We start from the raw sequence: 16913 nt of genomic DNA, 5'->3' as shown, positions 1-16913 counted from the left end.
CCGATGAATGAGATTGCGCCGACTGCCGTGAACGCAGACATCGTCCGCCCCGCCGGCTGGCGCGGCATCGCGGCCGATTGGTCGTCCGATCAGCGGGCCTTCAAGAACGTCTCCTGGGGGAAGGCCATGATGTGGGTCTTCCTCCTCAGCGACACCTTCATCTTCGGCACCTTCCTCATCTCCTACATGACGGTCAGAGCGTCGACGGTGGTGCCCTGGCCCAATCCGAGCGAGGTCTTCGCGCTCGAGATCGGCGGCCACCATCTTCCGTTGATCCTGATCGCGATCATGACCTTCGTCCTGATCAGCAGCAGCGGCACGATGGCGATGGCGGTCAATTTCGGTTATCGCCGCGACCGCAGGAAGACGGCGATCCTGATGCTCGCGACCGCCGTGCTCGGCGCGGCCTTCGTCGGCATGCAGGCTTTCGAATGGTCGAAGCTGATCGCGGAAGGCGTCCGCCCCTGGGGGAACCCCTGGGGTGCGGAGCAGTTCGGTTCCAGCTTCTTCATGATCACCGGCTTCCACGGGACTCATGTCACGATCGGCGTGATCTTCCTGATCATCATCGCCCGCAAGGTCTGGCGCGGTGATTTCGACCAAGGCCGGCACGGCTTCTTCACGAGCCGGAAGGGTCGCTACGAGATCGTCGAGATCACCGGCCTCTACTGGCACTTCGTCGATCTCGTCTGGGTTTTCATCTTCGCGCTGTTCTATCTCTGGTGAGGTGGCGACATGGCACAACCGGCGGCTCATAACGACGCGCAACAGCACCCGATCAAGCTCTACCTCGTGGTCTGGGCCTGGCTGTTCATCCTCAGCACCTGCTCTTACCTGGTCGACTATTTCGGCCTCGTCGGCTACCTGCGCTGGTCGCTGATCCTGCTCTTCATGATGTTGAAGGCTGGCCTGATCGTCGCGGTCTTCATGCATATGGCCTGGGAGCGGCTGGCACTGACCTATGCGATCCTCACCCCGCCGCTGGCGCTCCTCGTCTTCGTCGGAATCATGCTGTTCGAGTCGCACTACACGCTCTTCAGCCGGCTGACCTTCTTCGCGACCGGCTCATGAGGCGCCAGTTTCGGAACGCGGGCCGAGCCGCGCGCGCCATCGGCGTGCCCGGCACAATCCGAACTTGCTATCTCTTCCCGTCGGAGAACGGCACGCCGAAGTCCCCCGATACGCGTGGCGTATCGCGCTTCCCGTACGGCCGGGGGAGTGCGGCGCCAGGTCTAGCGCTGAAACACTTCCGGATAAGCAAAGAGACCGGGCGCGCCGCCCGTGTGCCAGAAAACGACTGTTTCGTCGGGGCCGATGGCGCCTGTCCTTACAAGCGAAAGGAGTCCGGCCATCGCCTTTCCGGTATAGACCGGGTCGAGGAGAATTCCCTCCTCGCGGGCAACCAACTGGACGGCCTCGATCATCTCGGCGGTGGGCTGGCCATATCCCGGCCCAACCCGGGAATCATCGATCTCCAGAGCGGACACGGCGCTCCTCTGGCGATCCTCCAGACCGAAAATATCCTGAACCAGCCCGGAGACGATGGCCCCAGCCTGCTCGGCTGAGCGCGAGACGCTGATGCCGTGCACGCGCCAGGGCAACCCGGCCTGCTCCACGCCGGCAAGGATGCCGGCATGGGTGCCGCCGCTTCCCGTCGGCAGAACGATGCGGTCGATGCGGCAGCCTTCATCCTTCGCCTGGGCCGCCAACTCCAGAAGCGCATCGCGATAGGCGAGGCTTCCAAGCGCATTCGAGCCGCCGACCGGGATGAAGTAGGGCCTCCGTCCTTGCGCCGTTAGCCCTGCCATCGCCTCCGCAGCGATCGCAGAACCGTCTTCGCTCGCGGCGAGGAGACGAATCTCCGCGCCAAAGATTCCGTCGAGCAGCCAATTCCCGTTGGTTCGATAGGCTTCGCTGCGATTTGCGACCGAGTCGGTCAGCAGCAGCAGGCAGCCGAGACCATTCCGTGCGGCCGCCGCCGCGGTCTGACGGGCATGATTCGACTGGATCGCGCCCATGGTCACCAGCATGTCGGCGCCGTGCTTCAGAGCGTCGGCCACCAGATATTCGAGCTTGCGGACCTTGTTTCCGCCTCCGGCAAAGCCGGTGCAGTCGTCACGCTTGATCCAGATCGACGGCGCCCGGCCATTGCCGCCGAGCGCGCTCGCAAGGCGGGGCAATCGCTCGAAGGGCGTCGGCAGCATCGCAAGCCGGATAGTGTCGTGGCGGTTCATTCGAGCAAGCTCCGGCATCTGGACGGCGTCAGCGATACCATACCGCTGGAATGGAGATTGGCTGGGCCCGCTGCCGCATGCCGGATGTGCGTCTTCGACGCAGCGGCGCGGCCCTGGCGAAAGTTCAGGCGTCGGCGTGCTTCGCCAGGCCTCGCCTTGATCGTCCTTCTGGACCGCAAGCGCGCGATCGGGGGACCGAAATCGCCGAGATGATCACCCTTGCCGGATGATTTCCACGAAGCGGGCGGCCAGCCGCGAAAGTGGTCTGCTGCGCACCGTCATCAGGCAAATCGTGGTGGGGATCTCAGGCTGGAGCGAAAGCTGCGCCAGCCCATCGAAGCGTTGCGCCTGCGTCAGCAGGCTGTCGATCAGCGTGACATCGCCTGGTTCGGCCAACAGATGCGCCGCCGAGATGCTGTAGGGAACCGTTATGAACGGCGCATAGTCGAGCCCTTCCCGCTCATAGGCTTGAGCGATCAGCCAGCCGAGCGGCGACTTCTCGCGATCGAAGCAGATCATCCTCCGCGTCTTGAGTTCGTGCAGGCGGACGCTGCCTTGCCCGGCGAGGGGATCGTCCTCGCGCACCAGTGCGATGATCGAGCCGCCGACGAGCGGCGTCAGCGCGATATCGTCGGTGACGCGAGGGGAAAACATCAGGCCGATGTCGGCCGTTCCCTGCGAGAGCTCGGTCGGCGCATCGCCCATGATCAGCTCGACGCGCGCCTGCGGGTATTCGTCGGTCAGGCGGCGCAGGGCGCGGGCGATGATGCCATGACCGATGCTCGGCGTGGAGGCGATGCGCAGCGGCATTTCCCGGCCGGCGCGCAATCGCCCCGCAGCATCCCGCAAGGCACGCCATTCCTGATCGACCGTGTCGAGTGCCGTCATGAGGGCGCTGGCTGCGGGCCGCAGGCTCAGCCGGCCTTCGCGGCGCTCGAAGACCTCGACGCCGAGGCTCGCCTCGCTGCGCGCGATGATCTTGCTGATGGCGGATTGCGTCAGATTCAGCTGGCGCGCGGCCTCGACCGTGGTGCCGAAGCGGTGCACCGCACGGAGCACGGCGGCGTGGGCTGGCGTGAACGGTCTCATGGCGCCGGGCGCTCCTGAAGCTGCGCGAGGAGCAGCCGGGCGGCGCGATCGAGGAGAGATCCGCGCCGGTGATGGGCATAGGCCGTGACCAACGGGCTCTGCTCCAGCGGCAAGGCGGCGAGGCCTTCGACCAGATTGCTGCTGATGACGAAGCCGTCGACCAGCGCGATGCCGACGCCCTCGCGGGCGAGATGGCAGGCGGTGTCGGTATGGCGGACGGTGATCGCGACGCGATCGGCCAATCCTGCGCCGACCAGCGCGTCCTGGAAGCTGTCGGAGGCGCTCACGCCGTCGGGACCGTAGCTGATCAGGCGCTCGCCCTCGATATCGTCCCGCGACAGCGCCGCACGCCCGGCATGCGGATGCGTCCGCGACAGCACGCAGACGAGCGGGCTGCGTCCCAAGGCGACGTCCTCGATATCCTCGGTCGCCATCGGGCCGTAGGAGATGCCGAGATCGGCCTCGCCGGCGCCGAGATGCTCGCGCACATGGTCGAACATGATCTCCACGGCGGCGGCCTCGCCGAGCTTGCGCCGCGTCGAGGTGATCGCCGGCGGCAGGATGCTGTGCGCCAGTCCCGGCACGGTCGCCACCCTCAGCCTGTCGGCCATGCCGACGCGGATCATGTCCGCTTCGTGCCGCGCGCGGCGCAGCACGTTGAAGAGCGGTTGGGCTTGCCTGACCAGAGACTGCGCTTCCGGCGTCGGCACCAGCCGGCCCTGGATGGTCGTGGCGAGGCTGAGCCCGAATTCGTCCTCCGCCTGCCGCAAGGTCTTGATGACGGCGGACTGGCTGATGCCGAGGCCCTGCGCCGCCTCGCCCGTTCCGCCGAGCCTCACGAAGGTGTCGACCGCCAGCAGCGAGCCCAGCTTCATAGCGTATTCCAGATGGTTGATGATCTTGCCGAAGGTTTCATTGGAAGGACTAGTTGTCGTTATGGAAGGATGCAAGCCGCCGCCGCAATGCGGCCAATGAATCAGGGGATCGGTATGACCAAGCTTCGCTCGTTGCTCTCGGCTGGCGCGCTCGCGCTCGCACTCGGCGCCCCCGCTCTGGTAACGGCGCCTTCCACCGCTTTGGCCAAGGGGACGCTGCGGCTCGCGCAGACACAGGACCTCGTCTCGCTCGATCCGATCGCGACCAGCGACAACGCCTCGATCTACGCGCAGCTGCTCATCTTCGACACGCTGCTGCGGCCGAGCAAGGACGCCACGAAGCTCGAGCCCGGCCTCGCCGAGAGCTGGAAGGTCAGCGACGACGGCATGACCTACAGCTTCAAGCTGCGTGAGGCGAAGTTCTCGGATGGCACGCCGGTCACGGCCGCCGACGTCGCCTTCTCCCTGAAGCGCGCCGGCAGCGACGCTTCGAGCTGGAAGCGCTTCTTCTCCGGCATCGAGACGATCGAGACGCCGGATGACCGCACCGTCGTGCTCAAGCTCAAGAAGGTGTTCACGCCGCTCCTCAACAACCTCGCCCTGTTTTCCTCGGCGATCCTGCCGCAGAAGGCCTTCGAGGCCGCCGGCGACAAGTTCTTCGAGAAGCCGGTCGGCAGCGGCCCCTTCACGGTCGCGGCCTGGAACAAGGGCCAGGGCCTGTCGCTGAAAAAGAATGCGAACTACTGGCAGGCCGGCAAGCCCGACCTCGACGGTGCCGAGCTGATGGTCATCCCGGAAGGCAACAGCCGCGTGCTGAAGCTGCAGGCCGGCGAAGTCGACGCCGCGATCGACATTCCGCTGAACCAGCTCCAGGGCCTCGGGCGCGACAGCAAGATCAAGACAGCGGTGGCAAACGTCTTCCGCACCGATTTCGTGCTGATGAACACCAGGAAGAAGCCGTTCGACGACATTCGCGTCCGGCAGGCGCTGAACTACGCCATCGACAAGGAGGGGCTGCTCAAGGCGCTCCTCTACGGCACGGGCAAGGTCTCGAACTCGCCGATGCCGCCGATGGCCTATGCCGATCCGGGCCTGAAGCCCTATGCGCATGACGTCGCCAAGGCCAAGGCGCTGCTGGCGGAAGCCGGCTACAAGGACGGCTTCAAGACCTCGCTGCTCGTCGATTCCAGCAAGCCGCTGCATCGCCAGCTCGGCCAGGCCCTGCAGGCGGCGCTGAAGCAGATCGGCGTCACCGCCGATATCCGCCTCGTCGAGGGCGGCACGCACTGGACCACCACGAAGGCCGGCGACTACGAGATGGCCGTCGCCTATGCGACCAGCGACACGATCGATCCGGACCAGCTCGTCGGCTTCCTGCTCGTCAATCCGGAGCGTGCCAATGCCTATCACACCGAGTGGAAGAACGAGCGCCTGAACGAACTCTACGAGAAGGAGCGCGTGACCGCGGACGGGCCGGAGCGCGGCAAGATGTTCCAGGAGATCGTCAAGCTCGCCCATGAGGGCGCACCGTCGGTCTTCCTGTTCTATCCCGGAACCTCCTACGCCTATCGCAGCAATGTCGAAGGCTTCGAGGTGCTCCCGACCTCGAATTTCCGCCTCGAGGACGTCAAGCTGAAGTGATGCAGGGGCGCCTTGGCGCCCCTCGTCCCGCCCCGCCATGCTGATCTACATCATCAAGCGTCTCGCGCAGCTGGTGCCGGTCCTGTTCGGCATCACGCTGGCCTGTTTCCTCCTGCTGCGTGCGCTTCCGGGCGACCCCGCGACATTGCTTCTCGGCGCCCGCGGTGGGCCGGAGGAAATCGCGCTGATGAAGCAGCGACTCGGCCTCGATCTGCCGCTGTGGCGGCAGTATCTGCTCTTCCTCGCCGATATCGGCTCGGGCAGCCTCGGCCGCTCGGTGGTGCATGCCCGGCCGGTGATGCAGCTCGTGTTGGAGCGGCTGCCGGCGACATTATGGCTCGTCGCCTACTCGACGACGCTCGCCATCGCGATGACCGTGCCGCTGGCGCTCTGGTCGGCGCTGCGGCGCGGCGGGCCGGTCGATATCGCGATCAAGCTCGCCTTCACGATCGTCATCGCGATGCCGTCCTTCTGGCTCGGGCTGATCTTCGTCATCCTCTTCGCGATCTGGCTGCCGCTGTTTCCGACCTCGGGCTATGGCGAGGATTTCCTCTCCCGGCTGCACCACACCACGCTGCCGGCGCTGGTCATCGCGCTCGCTACAGCCTCGCTGACGATCCGCAGCCTGCGCAGCGCCATTCTGGCAGTGCTCGGCTCAGACTATGTCACCACGGCGCGGGCCAAGGGCGCGGGCACCGGCCGGCTGATGGGCATTCATGTGCTGCCCAATGCCCTGATCAGCTCGATCTCGGTGCTGGGCGCCCATACCAGCTGGGTGATCGGCGGCACGGTGGTGATCGAGACCGTCTTCGCCTTGCCGGGTCTGGGTTCATTGTTCGTCGAGTCGATCTTCGCCCGCGACTATCCGCTGATCCAGGGGCTCACCATCGTCTTCGCCGTCCTCGTCGTGCTGATCAATCTGGCGACCGATCTCGCCTATGCGCTCGCCGATCCGCGCATCAGGCTGGAGTGAGCCGATGGACCGCCTCCGCTCCAATCCGAGCCTCGCCATCGGGCTCGCCATGCTGGTCCTGCTCGCCGCCTTCGTCGCGCTCGGCCAGATCTGGACGCCGCAGGATCCCTTCGGGGTCGATTACGGCAACACGCTGCAGCCACCATCCCTGGCCAACTGGTTCGGGACGGACGATCTCGGCCGCGACGTCGCCTCGCGCGTGCTCGCCGGCGGCTATGTCGACCTGAAGGTCGCGTTGATCTGCGTCGTCGCGCCGGCCCTCCTCGGCGCGGTGGTCGGCGCGATCTCCGGCTTCGTCGGCGGGCGCGTCGACACCTTCATCATGCGCGTCACCGACATCTTCTGGGCCTTTCCCTTCTACGTCCTCGTCATCGCCATCGTCGGCGTGCTGGGGCCGGGCGAGACCAATCTCTACCTTGCCTTCCTCCTGGTGAACTGGATCTCCTTCGCCCGCATCGTGCGCGGCGAAGTGCTGGTGCTGCGCAATCTCGAATTCGTGCAGGCCGCGCGCAGCCTCGGCTGCACGACGCCGCGGATCATCACCGCCCATATCCTGCCGAACGCGGTCAACCCCGCGATCGTCTACGCCATGGCGGACGTGGTGCTGACGATCCTTGCCGTGACCTCCCTCAGCTTCCTCGGTCTTGGCATCCAGCCGCCGACGCCGGAATGGGGGCTGATGATCTCGGACGGCCGGCAGTTCCTGTTCGACGCCTGGTGGATCGCGACCTTTCCCGGCCTCGCGATCATCTACACCGGCGTCACCTTCGCCCTGATCGGCGAAGGCCTCGACACCGCGCTTCGGCCCAAGGGCTGATCCCCCCTTTCCGACCCGCCTCCGACAGGTGCGCCATGAGCTTTTTCGACGAGGATGAAAACCTGCAGCGCATCGGCGCGCTGTTGACCGCAAAGGCCGCGGCCGCATTCCGCGAACGGAGCGTGCCGGAGGAGCAGTTCGGCTTCGTGCTGCTGCAACCCGCAGGCCCGGGCGGCCGGCCGCGCGGCGCAGCGCTGCGCCCGGATTGGCGCAGCTACCCCTGCTCGCTGGTCAAGGTCTTCTTCCTCGTCGCGGCGCAGGCCGCGCTGGAAGCGGGGCAGCTCACCGAGCATGAGGAACTGGAGCGCGCCATGCGCGACATGATCCTCTGGTCCTCGAACAGCGCGACGAACTACGTCATCGATCTGCTTTCGGGAACGACCGGCGACACGCTGCTCTCCGCCGCCGAGATGGCCGCCTGGGGCGAGCGGCGCGAAGCGGTCAACCGCTTCTTCGCGCGGCTGGAGTGGCCGGAGCTCGCCGGCATCAACCTCAACCAGAAGCTGATGGACGATCTGCGCTATGGCCGCGAGAAGATCGGCCTCGACCGTTCGCCGGGCGGACACAATGCCCTCACGCCCATCGCCATGGCCCGGCTGATGCACGAGACCTTCCATGGCTCGGCGCTGAGCGAAACAACGCGTCGAACGGTCGGACCATTGCTCGCGCGCGACCTCACGAGCCCCTTCGCGAAGCGCGGGGCCTATCAGGTCTCGGGATATCTCGCCGGCGGCATGCCGGATGGCACGCAGATCTGGTCGAAGGCCGGGCGCACGCGCTGGCTCGGCGACGAGCGCGCCGATTTCCGGCGCCATGACGCCCTGCGCGCAATCCTGCCCGGTGGACAGGAGTTCATCCTGACCGTTTTCACGCAGGGGGAAGCGATCGCAGAGGATGATGGCTTCCTGCCTTCGCTCGGCGAGATCGCGGCCAGCGGGCTCAATGAAGGCTAATATTTAGAATAATTCTACTTTTACATCGAACACTTGCTATTATCCTCAAGTAGATTACAGCGCGCAGCACCTTGCAATTGCGGCCGCGCCGGATGCCACGCCTTCAGACATTGGCAGTATTCTTCATTACGCTGGCGATCTGGCACGTCGGGAGCGCGTCCGGCTGGATCAACTCCTTCTTGCTGCCGGCGCCGGGCACCGTCTGCGAGACGTTGATCGAGCTGGCCGGTTCCGGCGTCCTCGCCAAGCACACGCTGATCAGCGTGCAGCGCGTCGCCGTCGGCTACGCGCTGGCGATTGCGGCGGCCGTGCCCTTCGCCCTGCTGTTCAGCCTGAGCAGAACGTTGCGTCGCACAATCGAGCCGCTTCTGGAATTCCTGCGCCAGATTCCGCCGCTGGCGATGATGCCGCTGCTGATCCTGTGGCTCGGCATCGGCGAGGCGCAGAAGATCGGGATCATCGTGCTGTCCTGCTTCTTCCCGATCTTCCTCGGGGTGCGCGGCGGCATTGCGGCCGTCGACCGGAAGCTGATCGATGTCGGCACGGTCTACGGCTTCACCCCCGCCGAGAACCTGCTGCGGATCGTCCTGCCTTCTGCGCTGCCCGCGATCGTCGTCGGACTGCGCATCGGGCTCGGCTATAGCTGGCGCGCCCTTGTCGGCGCCGAGCTCATCGCCTCCTCGGCGGGCCTCGGCTACATGATCGTCGACGCGGAAAATCTCGCCCGCACCGATATCGTGCTGGCCGGCATCCTCGTGATCGGCGTGCTCGGCCTGGCGAGCGATCAGTTGCTCCGCTCCGTCATCCGCCGCAAGGCGCCCTGGCTCGCCGGCGATCTGGAGATGGCGCGTGCTTGAGGCGCATCACCTCGGCAAGAGCTATCGCCTCGGCGACGTCGAGGTTGCCGCTCTCGCCGATGTCAGCCTTGCCTTTCCGCGCGGCTCGATCACGACCGTGGTCGGGCGCAGCGGCTGCGGCAAGACGACCCTGCTGCGCATTCTCGCCGGCCTCGAACAGCCGAGCAGGGGCGAGCTCCGGCGCATGGATGGCGGCCCGTCGCAGACCGGCGTCGTCTTCCAGGAAGCCCGGCTGATGCCGTGGCTCGACACGCTCGGGAACGTCGCCTTCGGCCTGCGCAGGCGGGTTCCGGCCGGGATCGCCGAGGAGCGCAGCCGGGCGGCTCTCGAAACCGTTGGCCTTTCGGCCTTCACCGACGCCATGCCGAGCCAGCTTTCCGGCGGCATGGCCCAGCGCGTCGCCATCGCGCGGGCGCTCGTCACCGAGCCGGACCTGCTGCTGCTCGACGAGCCCTTTGCGGCGCTCGACGCCTTCACCCGTCGCGCCATGCAGAATGAGCTGATCGCGATCTGGCAGAAGAAGCATCCGACCATCGTTTTCGTCACCCATGACGTCGAGGAGGCGGTGCTGCTCGGCCAGCGCGTGCTCGAACTCGAGGGCGGCCGTGTCGTCGGCCACGAGCCGATCGACCTGCCTTTCCCGCGTGACCCGACGGCAGCAGCGGTCAACGATCACCGCCGGCGCATCCTCGCCAATCTGACCGCACCGGCGCGGGACCACGATTCCAGAGTGGCTTCCCCCGCCATCGACAAGGAGCCATCTTCGTGAAACGCCTCGCTTCCCTGGGCCTCGCGCTCACGCTGCTGCTCGGCCCCGCCTCGGCCGCGGACAAGCCGAAGACGGTCCGCGTGACCTATGTGACCGCGCCCTTCAACGTGCCTTCCATCGTGATGCGCGAGAAAGGCTATCTCGACGAGGCCTTCGCCAAGTTCGGCATCAAGGTCGAAAATCCCGAGATCACCTCGGGCGCTCAGCAGACCCAGGCCCTCGCAGCCGGTGAGATCGACATCGCCAGCGTGCTCGGCGGCACATCGGCGATCCTGGCCCGCGCCAACGGGGTCGACCTGAAGGTGGTCGCGGCCTACGCACGCTCCCCCAAGGCTTATTTCCTGATGACCCGCGCGGATGGCCCCGCCAAGCTCGCGGACCTCAGGGGCAAGAAGATCGCGGGGCCGAAAGGCACGGTGCTGAACCAGCTCCTCGTCGCGGCGCTCGCCTCGCAAAAACTGACGCTGAACGACGTCGAATACATCAACATGGATCTGCCGGCCGCTCGTGCCGCCCTCCTCGCCGGCCAAGTCGATGTCGCGACGCTCGCCGGCGCCAACGTCACGCTGGTTGAACGGGCGGGCGGCAAGGCGCTGACGAGCGGCGAGGGGCTGATCAAGCCGACGACAGTGATCGGCGCCCGCACCGCCTTCGCCGAGCAGCATCCCGATCTGCTGGCGGCCTATTTCGACGCACATCGCAAGGCACTCGATTTCATGGCTAAGAATCCCGAGGAAGCGCTGGCGAGCGCAGCCAAGGAGCAGAAGATCTCGATCGAGGATGCTCGGGCGCAAATGCCGCTCTACGACTTCAAGCCTGCGGTGACCGAGGCCGACATCGCCAATCTGTCGGACGATCAGGACTTCATGGTCCAGGCGGGCATGCTGCCCAAGGCCAAGGCGATTGATATCAAGGCGAGCCTCGTCGCCCCCTCTGCCTTCACTCTGAAATAAATCCGCGCGGCACCGGCCGGCTCAGGCCGGTGCCGTCGCCTGCCGGTTCGACATCATGCGTCTTTCGATTCTCGATCCCCTCGTCCTGCCGAAAGGCGGCTCCTCCGGCGATGCCCTGCGGACGGCTGTCGGCATGGCGCAGGCCGCTGAGAAGCTCGGCTTCACGCGCTACTGGATCGTCGAGCATCACGACGTCGCCTTCGAGGCCAATCCCGCGCCGGAGGTCTTCGCCGCGGCACTGGCCGGCGCGACGTCGCGGATCAGGATCGGGGTCGGCGGCGTGCTGCTGAACCATTACAGCCCCTACAAGATCGCCGAGGCGATGCGCACCCTGAACGCGCTGTTTCCCGGCCGCATCGATGTCGGCATCGGCCGCGCCACGGCGGGACCTGTCGCCGACCGGGCACTGCAGCGTCTGCGCGATGTCGCGCTTCCTGACGACCATGCCGCTCAGGTCGAGGAATTGATCGGCTGGCTCGGCAACGACCTGCCGGCCAGCTCGCCGTTCCACGGCATAAGGATCATGCCGGACGAGCCTGCCGGCCCGCTGCCCTGGATCCTGGCGGTCAGCGAGGAAAGCGCCCGGCGCGCGGCGACGCTGGGCCTCGGCCTCGCCTGCAGCGCCTTCCACAAGCCCGAACAGGCCCCGCACGCAGCCGCGGCCTATGCCGAGCGCTTCACCCCTTCGCGCTACGCCGCAGGCATGAGCGCGCCGCAAGCCTTCATCGCAGTGCGCGTCATCGTCGGCGAGACCGAGGAAGAGGCAGAGCGGCTCGCCATGCCGGTGCGTGCGGTGTTCAAGCTCCGGCGGTCGCCGGAACGGATCATGGTGTCGCATCTGCCCGATCTCGATGAAGCGATCGCCGTCATGGGCGGAATGGTCCCCGCCGAGACCGCGGACTGGCCCGCCTATGTCGTCGGCACGCCAGAGCGCGTGAAGGCGACGCTTTCGCGCATGGCTGCCGAGACGGGCATCGATGAATTCATGATCCAGGACTTCTTGGCCGATCCGCGGCTGCGCTTGCGAAACTACGAGCTTCTGGCTCGCGCTTTTGCGCCGAGCCGCTTGCAGTCATAGGCAAGTCGTCCGTAACATCGCTTCGGGGGATCGGATGTCGAAGTGCTTGCGGTCGATGGGAGCGCTCTTGGCCTTGTGCCTCGCGACGAGCCTCGCCGCAGCCGAACCGCCGCAGACCTGGGAGCTATGGGTCGCCCGCCCCAGCGGGCCTGGCCTGCTGACCAGCTGTCCACTGCCGAAAGGAATGCCATGGCCACCACCTTCAACGGTCGTGCCCGTGGAAGCGCCTCTGCGGCTGGATCAGCCTTTGACCATCACCTGGCAGGGCGGCCACCTCGAGCAATCGAATCGCGAAGGCGGAACCGGCGCCCCGGCGGGCAGCATGTGGAATCCGTTCGATTCCTGCTTCGTGCTGGCGGTGCGCGGCGTAGTCGTCGCGGCCGGGGCGGTCGTTCCGCGTCATTCGGCCCGGCTTTTCAGATCTGACACGCTCGTGCTCCAGAGCGACAGGCTCGACCAGCCGCTCGCCTTTTCGCTGCTGCCCACCTTCCCAGCCGAGATAGGTCAACCTGCTCCGCCGGAATGGCGCCAGATGCTGATGCCGATCAGCAAACCAACGGGGGCAGCGTCGCGATGAGGCGGGCGGGTGTCAGGCCGATCTTGCGCTGTATCGCAGGGGTTTTGGGGATCTGGGTGGCGCTGATCCAGCTTTCCACCTTTGCTCAGGCGAGCGGTGTCAAGACAATCGGCCCCTGGGCCGTGGTAACCCACGACAAGGAGGATGGCCGCAAGGACGTTGCCGCCATCGTTTCCGGCAAGGGCTCGCCCTTCGGCCTAGCGATTCGCTGCATCGACGCCAATCTATCCGTAGCGCTTGTCCCACTGAACGATGAGAGGCTTTTCGGTGCTGCACGGCGCAGCGCGGCTCTGTCACTGCAGCCCAATGCCCGGACGCCGAGTGCCCTAGATGGCGTGGTCGGCGACGATCATGCGATCCACGTGCCGTCTCCGGCGCCGCTGGTGAAGCTGGTCCTCGCTACGGCGCGGCTGGTCATTTCCGCTCCGGCCTCGAATGGAAACACCGTTTCCGCTACTTTCGATCTCACGGGGAGCCGGCGCGCGCTCGCCGATCTCGTGGAGCACTGCCCCGGTGGAGACCCGTCGCCAGGTCGTTAACCGACGGATGGGGCAGCAGCCTTGTCTCTGAGGTCACAGGTTACTTGTCGGGCAGAAGCGTCACAGTGCACCGTCGTTCGAGGGCGTAGACGAACGTGCGTAGCGCTGATTGCGAGCAGCGCGAAGTGGTCGATGCCGATCGTGGTCAACGTTTCCAATGAGACCTGCGCCTCCCACGCAGCAGCAAGTCGCTGCTGACCGGGACCATCAGTCGCTCGGCGAAGCTGGCTGCCGGCCGGCCGAGCGCCAAGACATTGCGGCCGAGTTCGACCGAGCCACTCTCTAGGACCCGCCACGCACTCGCGGCGCGCCCGACACGATTCGAACGTGTGACCTTTGCCTGTTCGGGCATTTGCTCCTTCGCAAAATCCCGCATTGCCGAAGCCGCGGGGATCGGCTATCCAGCCTTCACGGTTTGCGCCCGTAGCTCAGCTGGATAGAGCGTTGCCCTCCGAAGGCAAAGGTCACACGTTCGAATCGTGTCGGGCGCGCCATATTTCTACCATTCGGAATAAAGCCACGAACCTTTTGCGGGTGCCTGAAGCTCCCGCCCGGGACGCCTCGCGATTAGCCATGGGGGTCACGCCTACCGGCCGGCGGTTGACCCACTCCTCAAAAGCCGTCTCCCACAGCTCAAAACCTGCTTCGCGTCGCTGGAAGCTGGCAACGATTCCCGCAGTTCCGGTCGTACCTCCAGCGACGTCGGCTCAGCCTTCGAAAACCCGTTTCCGCGCAGCTTCGAGGTGACAACGCATGGCCGCTGAAGCCGCACTTACATCGCTGGCGGCAATCGCGTCATAGATGACCTGATGCTCGGCATACATGAGCTGCAAGGCATCGCGGGGGCGGGTCAGCGATAGCTTGCGCGTCAGCTCCATCCCGACCGTCATGTGGCTACGCATCGAAATCAGCGTGTCCACGAAGAAGCGGTTATGGGAGGCTGCCGCAATCGCCAGATGAAAATCGAGGTCTGTATCGACGCCCTGCGCGACGTCGCTGATATTTTCCGTGGCGCGCAGATGCGCGAGCAGATCGCTCAGATCGGCCTCCGTTCGTCGCAACGCAGCAAGTCCGCAAGCTGCCTCCTCGACGAACATGCGGAATTCGTAACACCGCTGGATATCGCCGATGCTCATCACGGGAGCAAAGCGGCGGATGGCCTGATCCGCGCTGACCAGGATGAAGCTGCCGGCCCCTTGACGAGACTGAATCAGGCCATCATCGCGCAAGCGGCCGAGCGCCTCCCGAACAACCGTCCGGGAAACCTTGAAGAGCTCGGACAGCTCGGTTTCGGTCGGCAGTTTTTCGCCCTTTGTGTAATCGCCAGCGGCAATACGGTCGAAAATATGGTCGTAGATCTTCGATGCCGTGCGGCGCGAGGCTGCAGCAGCGCCTAGAGAAACTGGGCTTGAAGACATGGGGCGCTCCCGCAGTTTTCCAGTGCCTCCGGCAGGCGGCGTGACTGTCCCGATCGCCCAGCGGCATACAACTGACCCCCGCCAGGCGAAGACGCGGCGATGCCTGAGCCCGACCATAAAGCGCGAGCCGGGTGCGGGAATGGACCTCCCCCGACCGAGCAACAGCGGATATTTGCAGGCTCCGGGCGGCGGCGGGCCGAACAGCATCTGGCCGACCGCCTCGAGTGCGCACATTCTTCCTCGCTTCCTCTCGATGGCGCGAATCCTATCGGCGAGAACGGGCTTCTGGGCATCGCCAGGCCTGTAGAGGACGGTGGCCAAGCGCGGAACCCTGATGGCCCCGGTCAACGCGATCGGGCAGGTCGTGACGGTCCCCCCAGGATTTCGTCCATCTAGAACAGGAACTCATCGACCTCGGCTTCCGCCGCGACGGCAACCGGCGTACGCGCCTCCTGCGCCAATCCGCATCGTTCGAGCACAGCATTGTGGATCTGGCGTTCCGCCGCCATGGTGTAGCTCGGCCAGGTCACTCGCGCGATGAAATCCCCCGCCTGCGCGAGCAGATGTGTCTCAGGGAGTTCCGCTCCGGCCGCGCGCAACAGCTCACGAGCCGCCCCCGTGATGAGATCGCGCATAGCTCCGGTGCTTGAAAAGGATAGCCCGGCCTGCTCGATCACGGCGCCGAACCTCTCGCCCTGCCGCAGCAACTCGTCCAGGCTCGCACCGAGCCGATCGCCGCTGTGGCGCATGATGGCGAGCGAGTTGCGCATCATCTCGTCGCAGGCGGCGAAATAGGTAGCGTCCAGCCTCCCTTCGCGCTTCAGCACCGACGAGGCGGCCTGCATCTGCGTGAATGCTGGAGTCAGCTTCCGCGAATCGATGGCCACCTGGTCGGCCGCGAATTTCAGCTCCTGGGCGATTACCACGAGACTGCGCCCGCCGGTGCCGATCCGCGCCGCGCGCAGTCCCGCATTCATCCCGATCAGGACGATGTTCGTGGCGGTCGCAGCAAGCGCCTCGACCGTGCCCTGGCAATCATCGAGAACGCTCGCTACAGCTTTGGTGACGCGATCGACGCCCGCGCGGGCGATGTCGCAACGGCTGAGGAGTTCAGAAGCCTCTGCCAGATCGGCCTCCAGTTCGACCAGGAACGAAGCGGTGCCGCCACCGCGATACAGCGACCTGACGAGATCGATCAGTTGCGTGGTCTCGCGCTCAAGCAGAACGAGCGCGCTGTTGATCTCTTCAACATCGGGACCGAGAGCACCGGCTGCGGCTTCGAGCTGCGCCGATTGCAGCCGCAACAGTATATCGCCGCAGGCGACGCGCGCCGCGCCGTCCAGATCGGCAGCGGCCCCAGGCACCTCGCCCAGACGCAGCCCGGAAATGGCATGTTCAAGCCTCTGGCGTATGCTGTCGCCGGCCTGGAGAGCGATAATGGCGCCGCCGGTGGCCAATGTGATCCGGCCCGAGATCGCGGCCGCCTCGGCGGTCAGCGCGACGCTACGGCGCTGACGCTCGGCGACCTCCGCCAGCGTCTGGTCGAGCTTGCCTGCCAGCGCCGCCAGCGACTTTCCGTACCGCCCTTCGAATTCTCGCTGTGCCTTCAGCGCGGAATCGAGGAGGCTACAGAGCCGCGCCTGATCGCGCGCGCAGCGTGTGATCGTGCGCTGGGCCTCTGCGGTTAGCGTGCCGATCTCGCCGGCAAAGTCGCCGAAATCACTCCCAACCATCGGAATGGATATTGCCTCGATCCGTGCGCCGCGTGCGAGGATGGTGATGAGGCGCATCTGCTCAAGCAGCCGTTCGAGAGCCTGAGAGGCGATGTGGCTGTGGATCGACAGGTCCTGAAGCGCGCAGGTTTCGGAGGCAAGGGCGTGGTTCAGCACACGCAATTCGCCGGCGAGACGATGCAGCGCCGTGCGGGCCTGTTCGATCTCGGTGCCTGCCAGTTCGCGCGACAAGGCTCCAAGCCGCTCATTCAGCGCCTGAAACAGTTCCAGGCCGTCGCCAAGCTGCTGCCCGGCCGTGGCGAAGGTCACATCAATCGCGCGCGCATTCGCATCGAGCGACAGGATCAGCCTCGATAGTCCTTCGTTATCCCGAAACATTCTGCCCCCGACGCAATGCAACTCAGCCC

General features: G+C 65.8%; 17 protein-coding genes and 1 tRNA gene. 13 read left to right on the top strand and 5 right to left on the bottom strand.

The annotated features are described in order from the left end of the window. Positions 1–3: 3 nt before the first annotated feature. A complete protein-coding gene (locus AB4Z10_RS20670) occupies positions 4–726 on the top strand; it encodes a heme-copper oxidase subunit III family protein (protein ID WP_441472265.1) in 723 nt (240 codons plus the stop codon). A 9-nt stretch (positions 727–735) separates the two neighbouring features. Further along, positions 736–1071, top strand: a complete 336-nt coding sequence (locus tag AB4Z10_RS20665) for a cytochrome C oxidase subunit IV family protein (RefSeq protein WP_441472264.1) — start codon at positions 736–738, stop codon at positions 1069–1071. A gap of 161 nt (positions 1072–1232) precedes the next feature. Here AB4Z10_RS20665 and AB4Z10_RS20660 read toward each other — a convergent pair whose 3' ends face one another. From AB4Z10_RS20660 to AB4Z10_RS20650, 3 genes are all read right to left on the bottom strand, one after another. Next, on the bottom strand, positions 1233–2234 hold the full coding sequence (locus tag AB4Z10_RS20660; protein ID WP_441472263.1) for a D-cysteine desulfhydrase family protein: 1002 nt from the start codon (positions 2232–2234) through the stop codon (positions 1233–1235). Between the two features lie 213 nt (positions 2235–2447). Then, complete coding sequence (locus AB4Z10_RS20655; protein WP_441472262.1) at positions 2448–3323, bottom strand: LysR family transcriptional regulator; 876 nt, start codon at positions 3321–3323, stop codon at positions 2448–2450. Further along, a complete protein-coding gene (locus AB4Z10_RS20650; protein ID WP_441472261.1) occupies positions 3320–4198 on the bottom strand; it encodes a LysR family transcriptional regulator in 879 nt (292 codons plus the stop codon). Before AB4Z10_RS20650 ends, AB4Z10_RS20655 begins: the two co-directional genes overlap by 4 nt. Positions 4199–4312: 114 nt before the next feature. On the opposite strand from AB4Z10_RS20650, the gene AB4Z10_RS20645 reads away from it, so the two are divergent. The 11 genes from AB4Z10_RS20645 (at position 4313) to AB4Z10_RS20595 (ending at position 13849) form a co-directional block, all read left to right on the top strand. Beyond that, positions 4313–5839: an ABC transporter substrate-binding protein gene (locus tag AB4Z10_RS20645; protein WP_441472260.1), complete on the top strand. Its 1527-nt coding sequence runs from the start codon at positions 4313–4315 to the stop codon at positions 5837–5839. A gap of 37 nt (positions 5840–5876) precedes the next feature. Then, entirely contained in the window at positions 5877–6812 is a 936-nt protein-coding gene (locus AB4Z10_RS20640; RefSeq protein WP_441472259.1) for an ABC transporter permease, read from the top strand. A 4-nt stretch (positions 6813–6816) separates the two neighbouring features. Then, positions 6817–7629 (top strand): ABC transporter permease, encoded by an 813-nt coding sequence (locus AB4Z10_RS20635; protein ID WP_441472258.1) that lies wholly within the window; start codon positions 6817–6819, stop codon positions 7627–7629. 35 nt (positions 7630–7664) lie between these two features. Beyond that, the gene (locus AB4Z10_RS20630; RefSeq protein ID WP_441472257.1) at positions 7665–8582 is read left to right on the top strand and encodes a serine hydrolase; all 918 of its coding nucleotides are present in this window, start codon (positions 7665–7667) and stop codon (positions 8580–8582) included. 92 nt (positions 8583–8674) lie between these two features. Beyond that, positions 8675–9439, top strand: a complete 765-nt coding sequence (locus AB4Z10_RS20625; RefSeq protein ID WP_441472256.1) for an ABC transporter permease — start codon at positions 8675–8677, stop codon at positions 9437–9439. Next, positions 9432–10208, top strand: a complete 777-nt coding sequence (locus AB4Z10_RS20620) for an ABC transporter ATP-binding protein (protein WP_441472255.1) — start codon at positions 9432–9434, stop codon at positions 10206–10208. Before AB4Z10_RS20625 ends, AB4Z10_RS20620 begins: the two co-directional genes overlap by 8 nt. Continuing rightward, positions 10205–11161 (top strand): ABC transporter substrate-binding protein, encoded by a 957-nt coding sequence (locus AB4Z10_RS20615; RefSeq protein ID WP_441472254.1) that lies wholly within the window; start codon positions 10205–10207, stop codon positions 11159–11161. The genes AB4Z10_RS20620 and AB4Z10_RS20615 overlap by 4 nt, the downstream gene beginning before the upstream one ends. Positions 11162–11216: 55 nt before the next feature. Beyond that, positions 11217–12239 carry an MsnO8 family LLM class oxidoreductase gene (locus tag AB4Z10_RS20610; protein WP_441472253.1) on the top strand — a complete coding sequence of 341 codons (1023 nt, stop codon included), beginning with the start codon at positions 11217–11219 and terminating at the stop codon, positions 12237–12239. A gap of 247 nt (positions 12240–12486) precedes the next feature. Then, positions 12487–12816, top strand: coding sequence for a hypothetical protein (locus AB4Z10_RS20605; RefSeq protein ID WP_441472252.1), 330 nt, complete (start codon positions 12487–12489; stop codon positions 12814–12816). Positions 12817–12872: 56 nt separating this feature from the next. Next, positions 12873–13355 (top strand): hypothetical protein, encoded by a 483-nt coding sequence (locus AB4Z10_RS20600; RefSeq protein WP_441472251.1) that lies wholly within the window; start codon positions 12873–12875, stop codon positions 13353–13355. A 417-nt stretch (positions 13356–13772) separates the two neighbouring features. Further along, positions 13773–13849, top strand: a tRNA-Arg gene (locus AB4Z10_RS20595). A gap of 213 nt (positions 13850–14062) precedes the next feature. Here AB4Z10_RS20595 and AB4Z10_RS20590 read toward each other — a convergent pair. Next, positions 14063–15007 carry a FadR/GntR family transcriptional regulator gene (locus AB4Z10_RS20590; protein ID WP_441472250.1) on the bottom strand — a complete coding sequence of 315 codons (945 nt, stop codon included), beginning with the start codon at positions 15005–15007 and terminating at the stop codon, positions 14063–14065. A gap of 158 nt (positions 15008–15165) precedes the next feature. After that, a complete protein-coding gene (locus AB4Z10_RS20585) occupies positions 15166–16884 on the bottom strand; it encodes a coiled-coil domain-containing protein (RefSeq protein ID WP_441472249.1) in 1719 nt (572 codons plus the stop codon). Between the last annotated feature and the right edge of the window lie 29 nt (positions 16885–16913).

Origin of the sequence: Allobosea sp. RAF48 (assembly GCF_052114025.1) — a bacterium.
In the GTDB taxonomy this organism is placed as follows: Bacteria; Pseudomonadota; Alphaproteobacteria; order Rhizobiales; family Beijerinckiaceae; genus Allobosea.
Note: the sequence above shows the minus strand (reverse complement) of the source record. Positions and strands in the feature narration are given on the sequence as shown.

Coding starts and splice junctions, on each gene's coding strand:
- AB4Z10_RS20670 (WP_441472265.1), top strand. CDS start 4: ATGAATGAGATTGCGCCGACTGCCGTGAACGCAGACATCGTCCGCCCC.
- AB4Z10_RS20665 (WP_441472264.1), top strand. CDS start 736: ATGGCACAACCGGCGGCTCATAACGACGCGCAACAGCACCCGATCAAG.
- AB4Z10_RS20660 (WP_441472263.1), bottom strand. CDS start 2,234: ATGAACCGCCACGACACTATCCGGCTTGCGATGCTGCCGACGCCCTTC.
- AB4Z10_RS20655 (WP_441472262.1), bottom strand. CDS start 3,323: ATGAGACCGTTCACGCCAGCCCACGCCGCCGTGCTCCGTGCGGTGCAC.
- AB4Z10_RS20650 (WP_441472261.1), bottom strand. CDS start 4,198: ATGAAGCTGGGCTCGCTGCTGGCGGTCGACACCTTCGTGAGGCTCGGC.
- AB4Z10_RS20645 (WP_441472260.1), top strand. CDS start 4,313: ATGACCAAGCTTCGCTCGTTGCTCTCGGCTGGCGCGCTCGCGCTCGCA.
- AB4Z10_RS20640 (WP_441472259.1), top strand. CDS start 5,877: ATGCTGATCTACATCATCAAGCGTCTCGCGCAGCTGGTGCCGGTCCTG.
- AB4Z10_RS20635 (WP_441472258.1), top strand. CDS start 6,817: ATGGACCGCCTCCGCTCCAATCCGAGCCTCGCCATCGGGCTCGCCATG.
- AB4Z10_RS20630 (WP_441472257.1), top strand. CDS start 7,665: ATGAGCTTTTTCGACGAGGATGAAAACCTGCAGCGCATCGGCGCGCTG.
- AB4Z10_RS20625 (WP_441472256.1), top strand. CDS start 8,675: ATGCCACGCCTTCAGACATTGGCAGTATTCTTCATTACGCTGGCGATC.
- AB4Z10_RS20610 (WP_441472253.1), top strand. CDS start 11,217: ATGCGTCTTTCGATTCTCGATCCCCTCGTCCTGCCGAAAGGCGGCTCC.
- AB4Z10_RS20590 (WP_441472250.1), bottom strand. CDS start 15,007: ATGTGCGCACTCGAGGCGGTCGGCCAGATGCTGTTCGGCCCGCCGCCG.
- AB4Z10_RS20585 (WP_441472249.1), bottom strand. CDS start 16,884: ATGTTTCGGGATAACGAAGGACTATCGAGGCTGATCCTGTCGCTCGAT.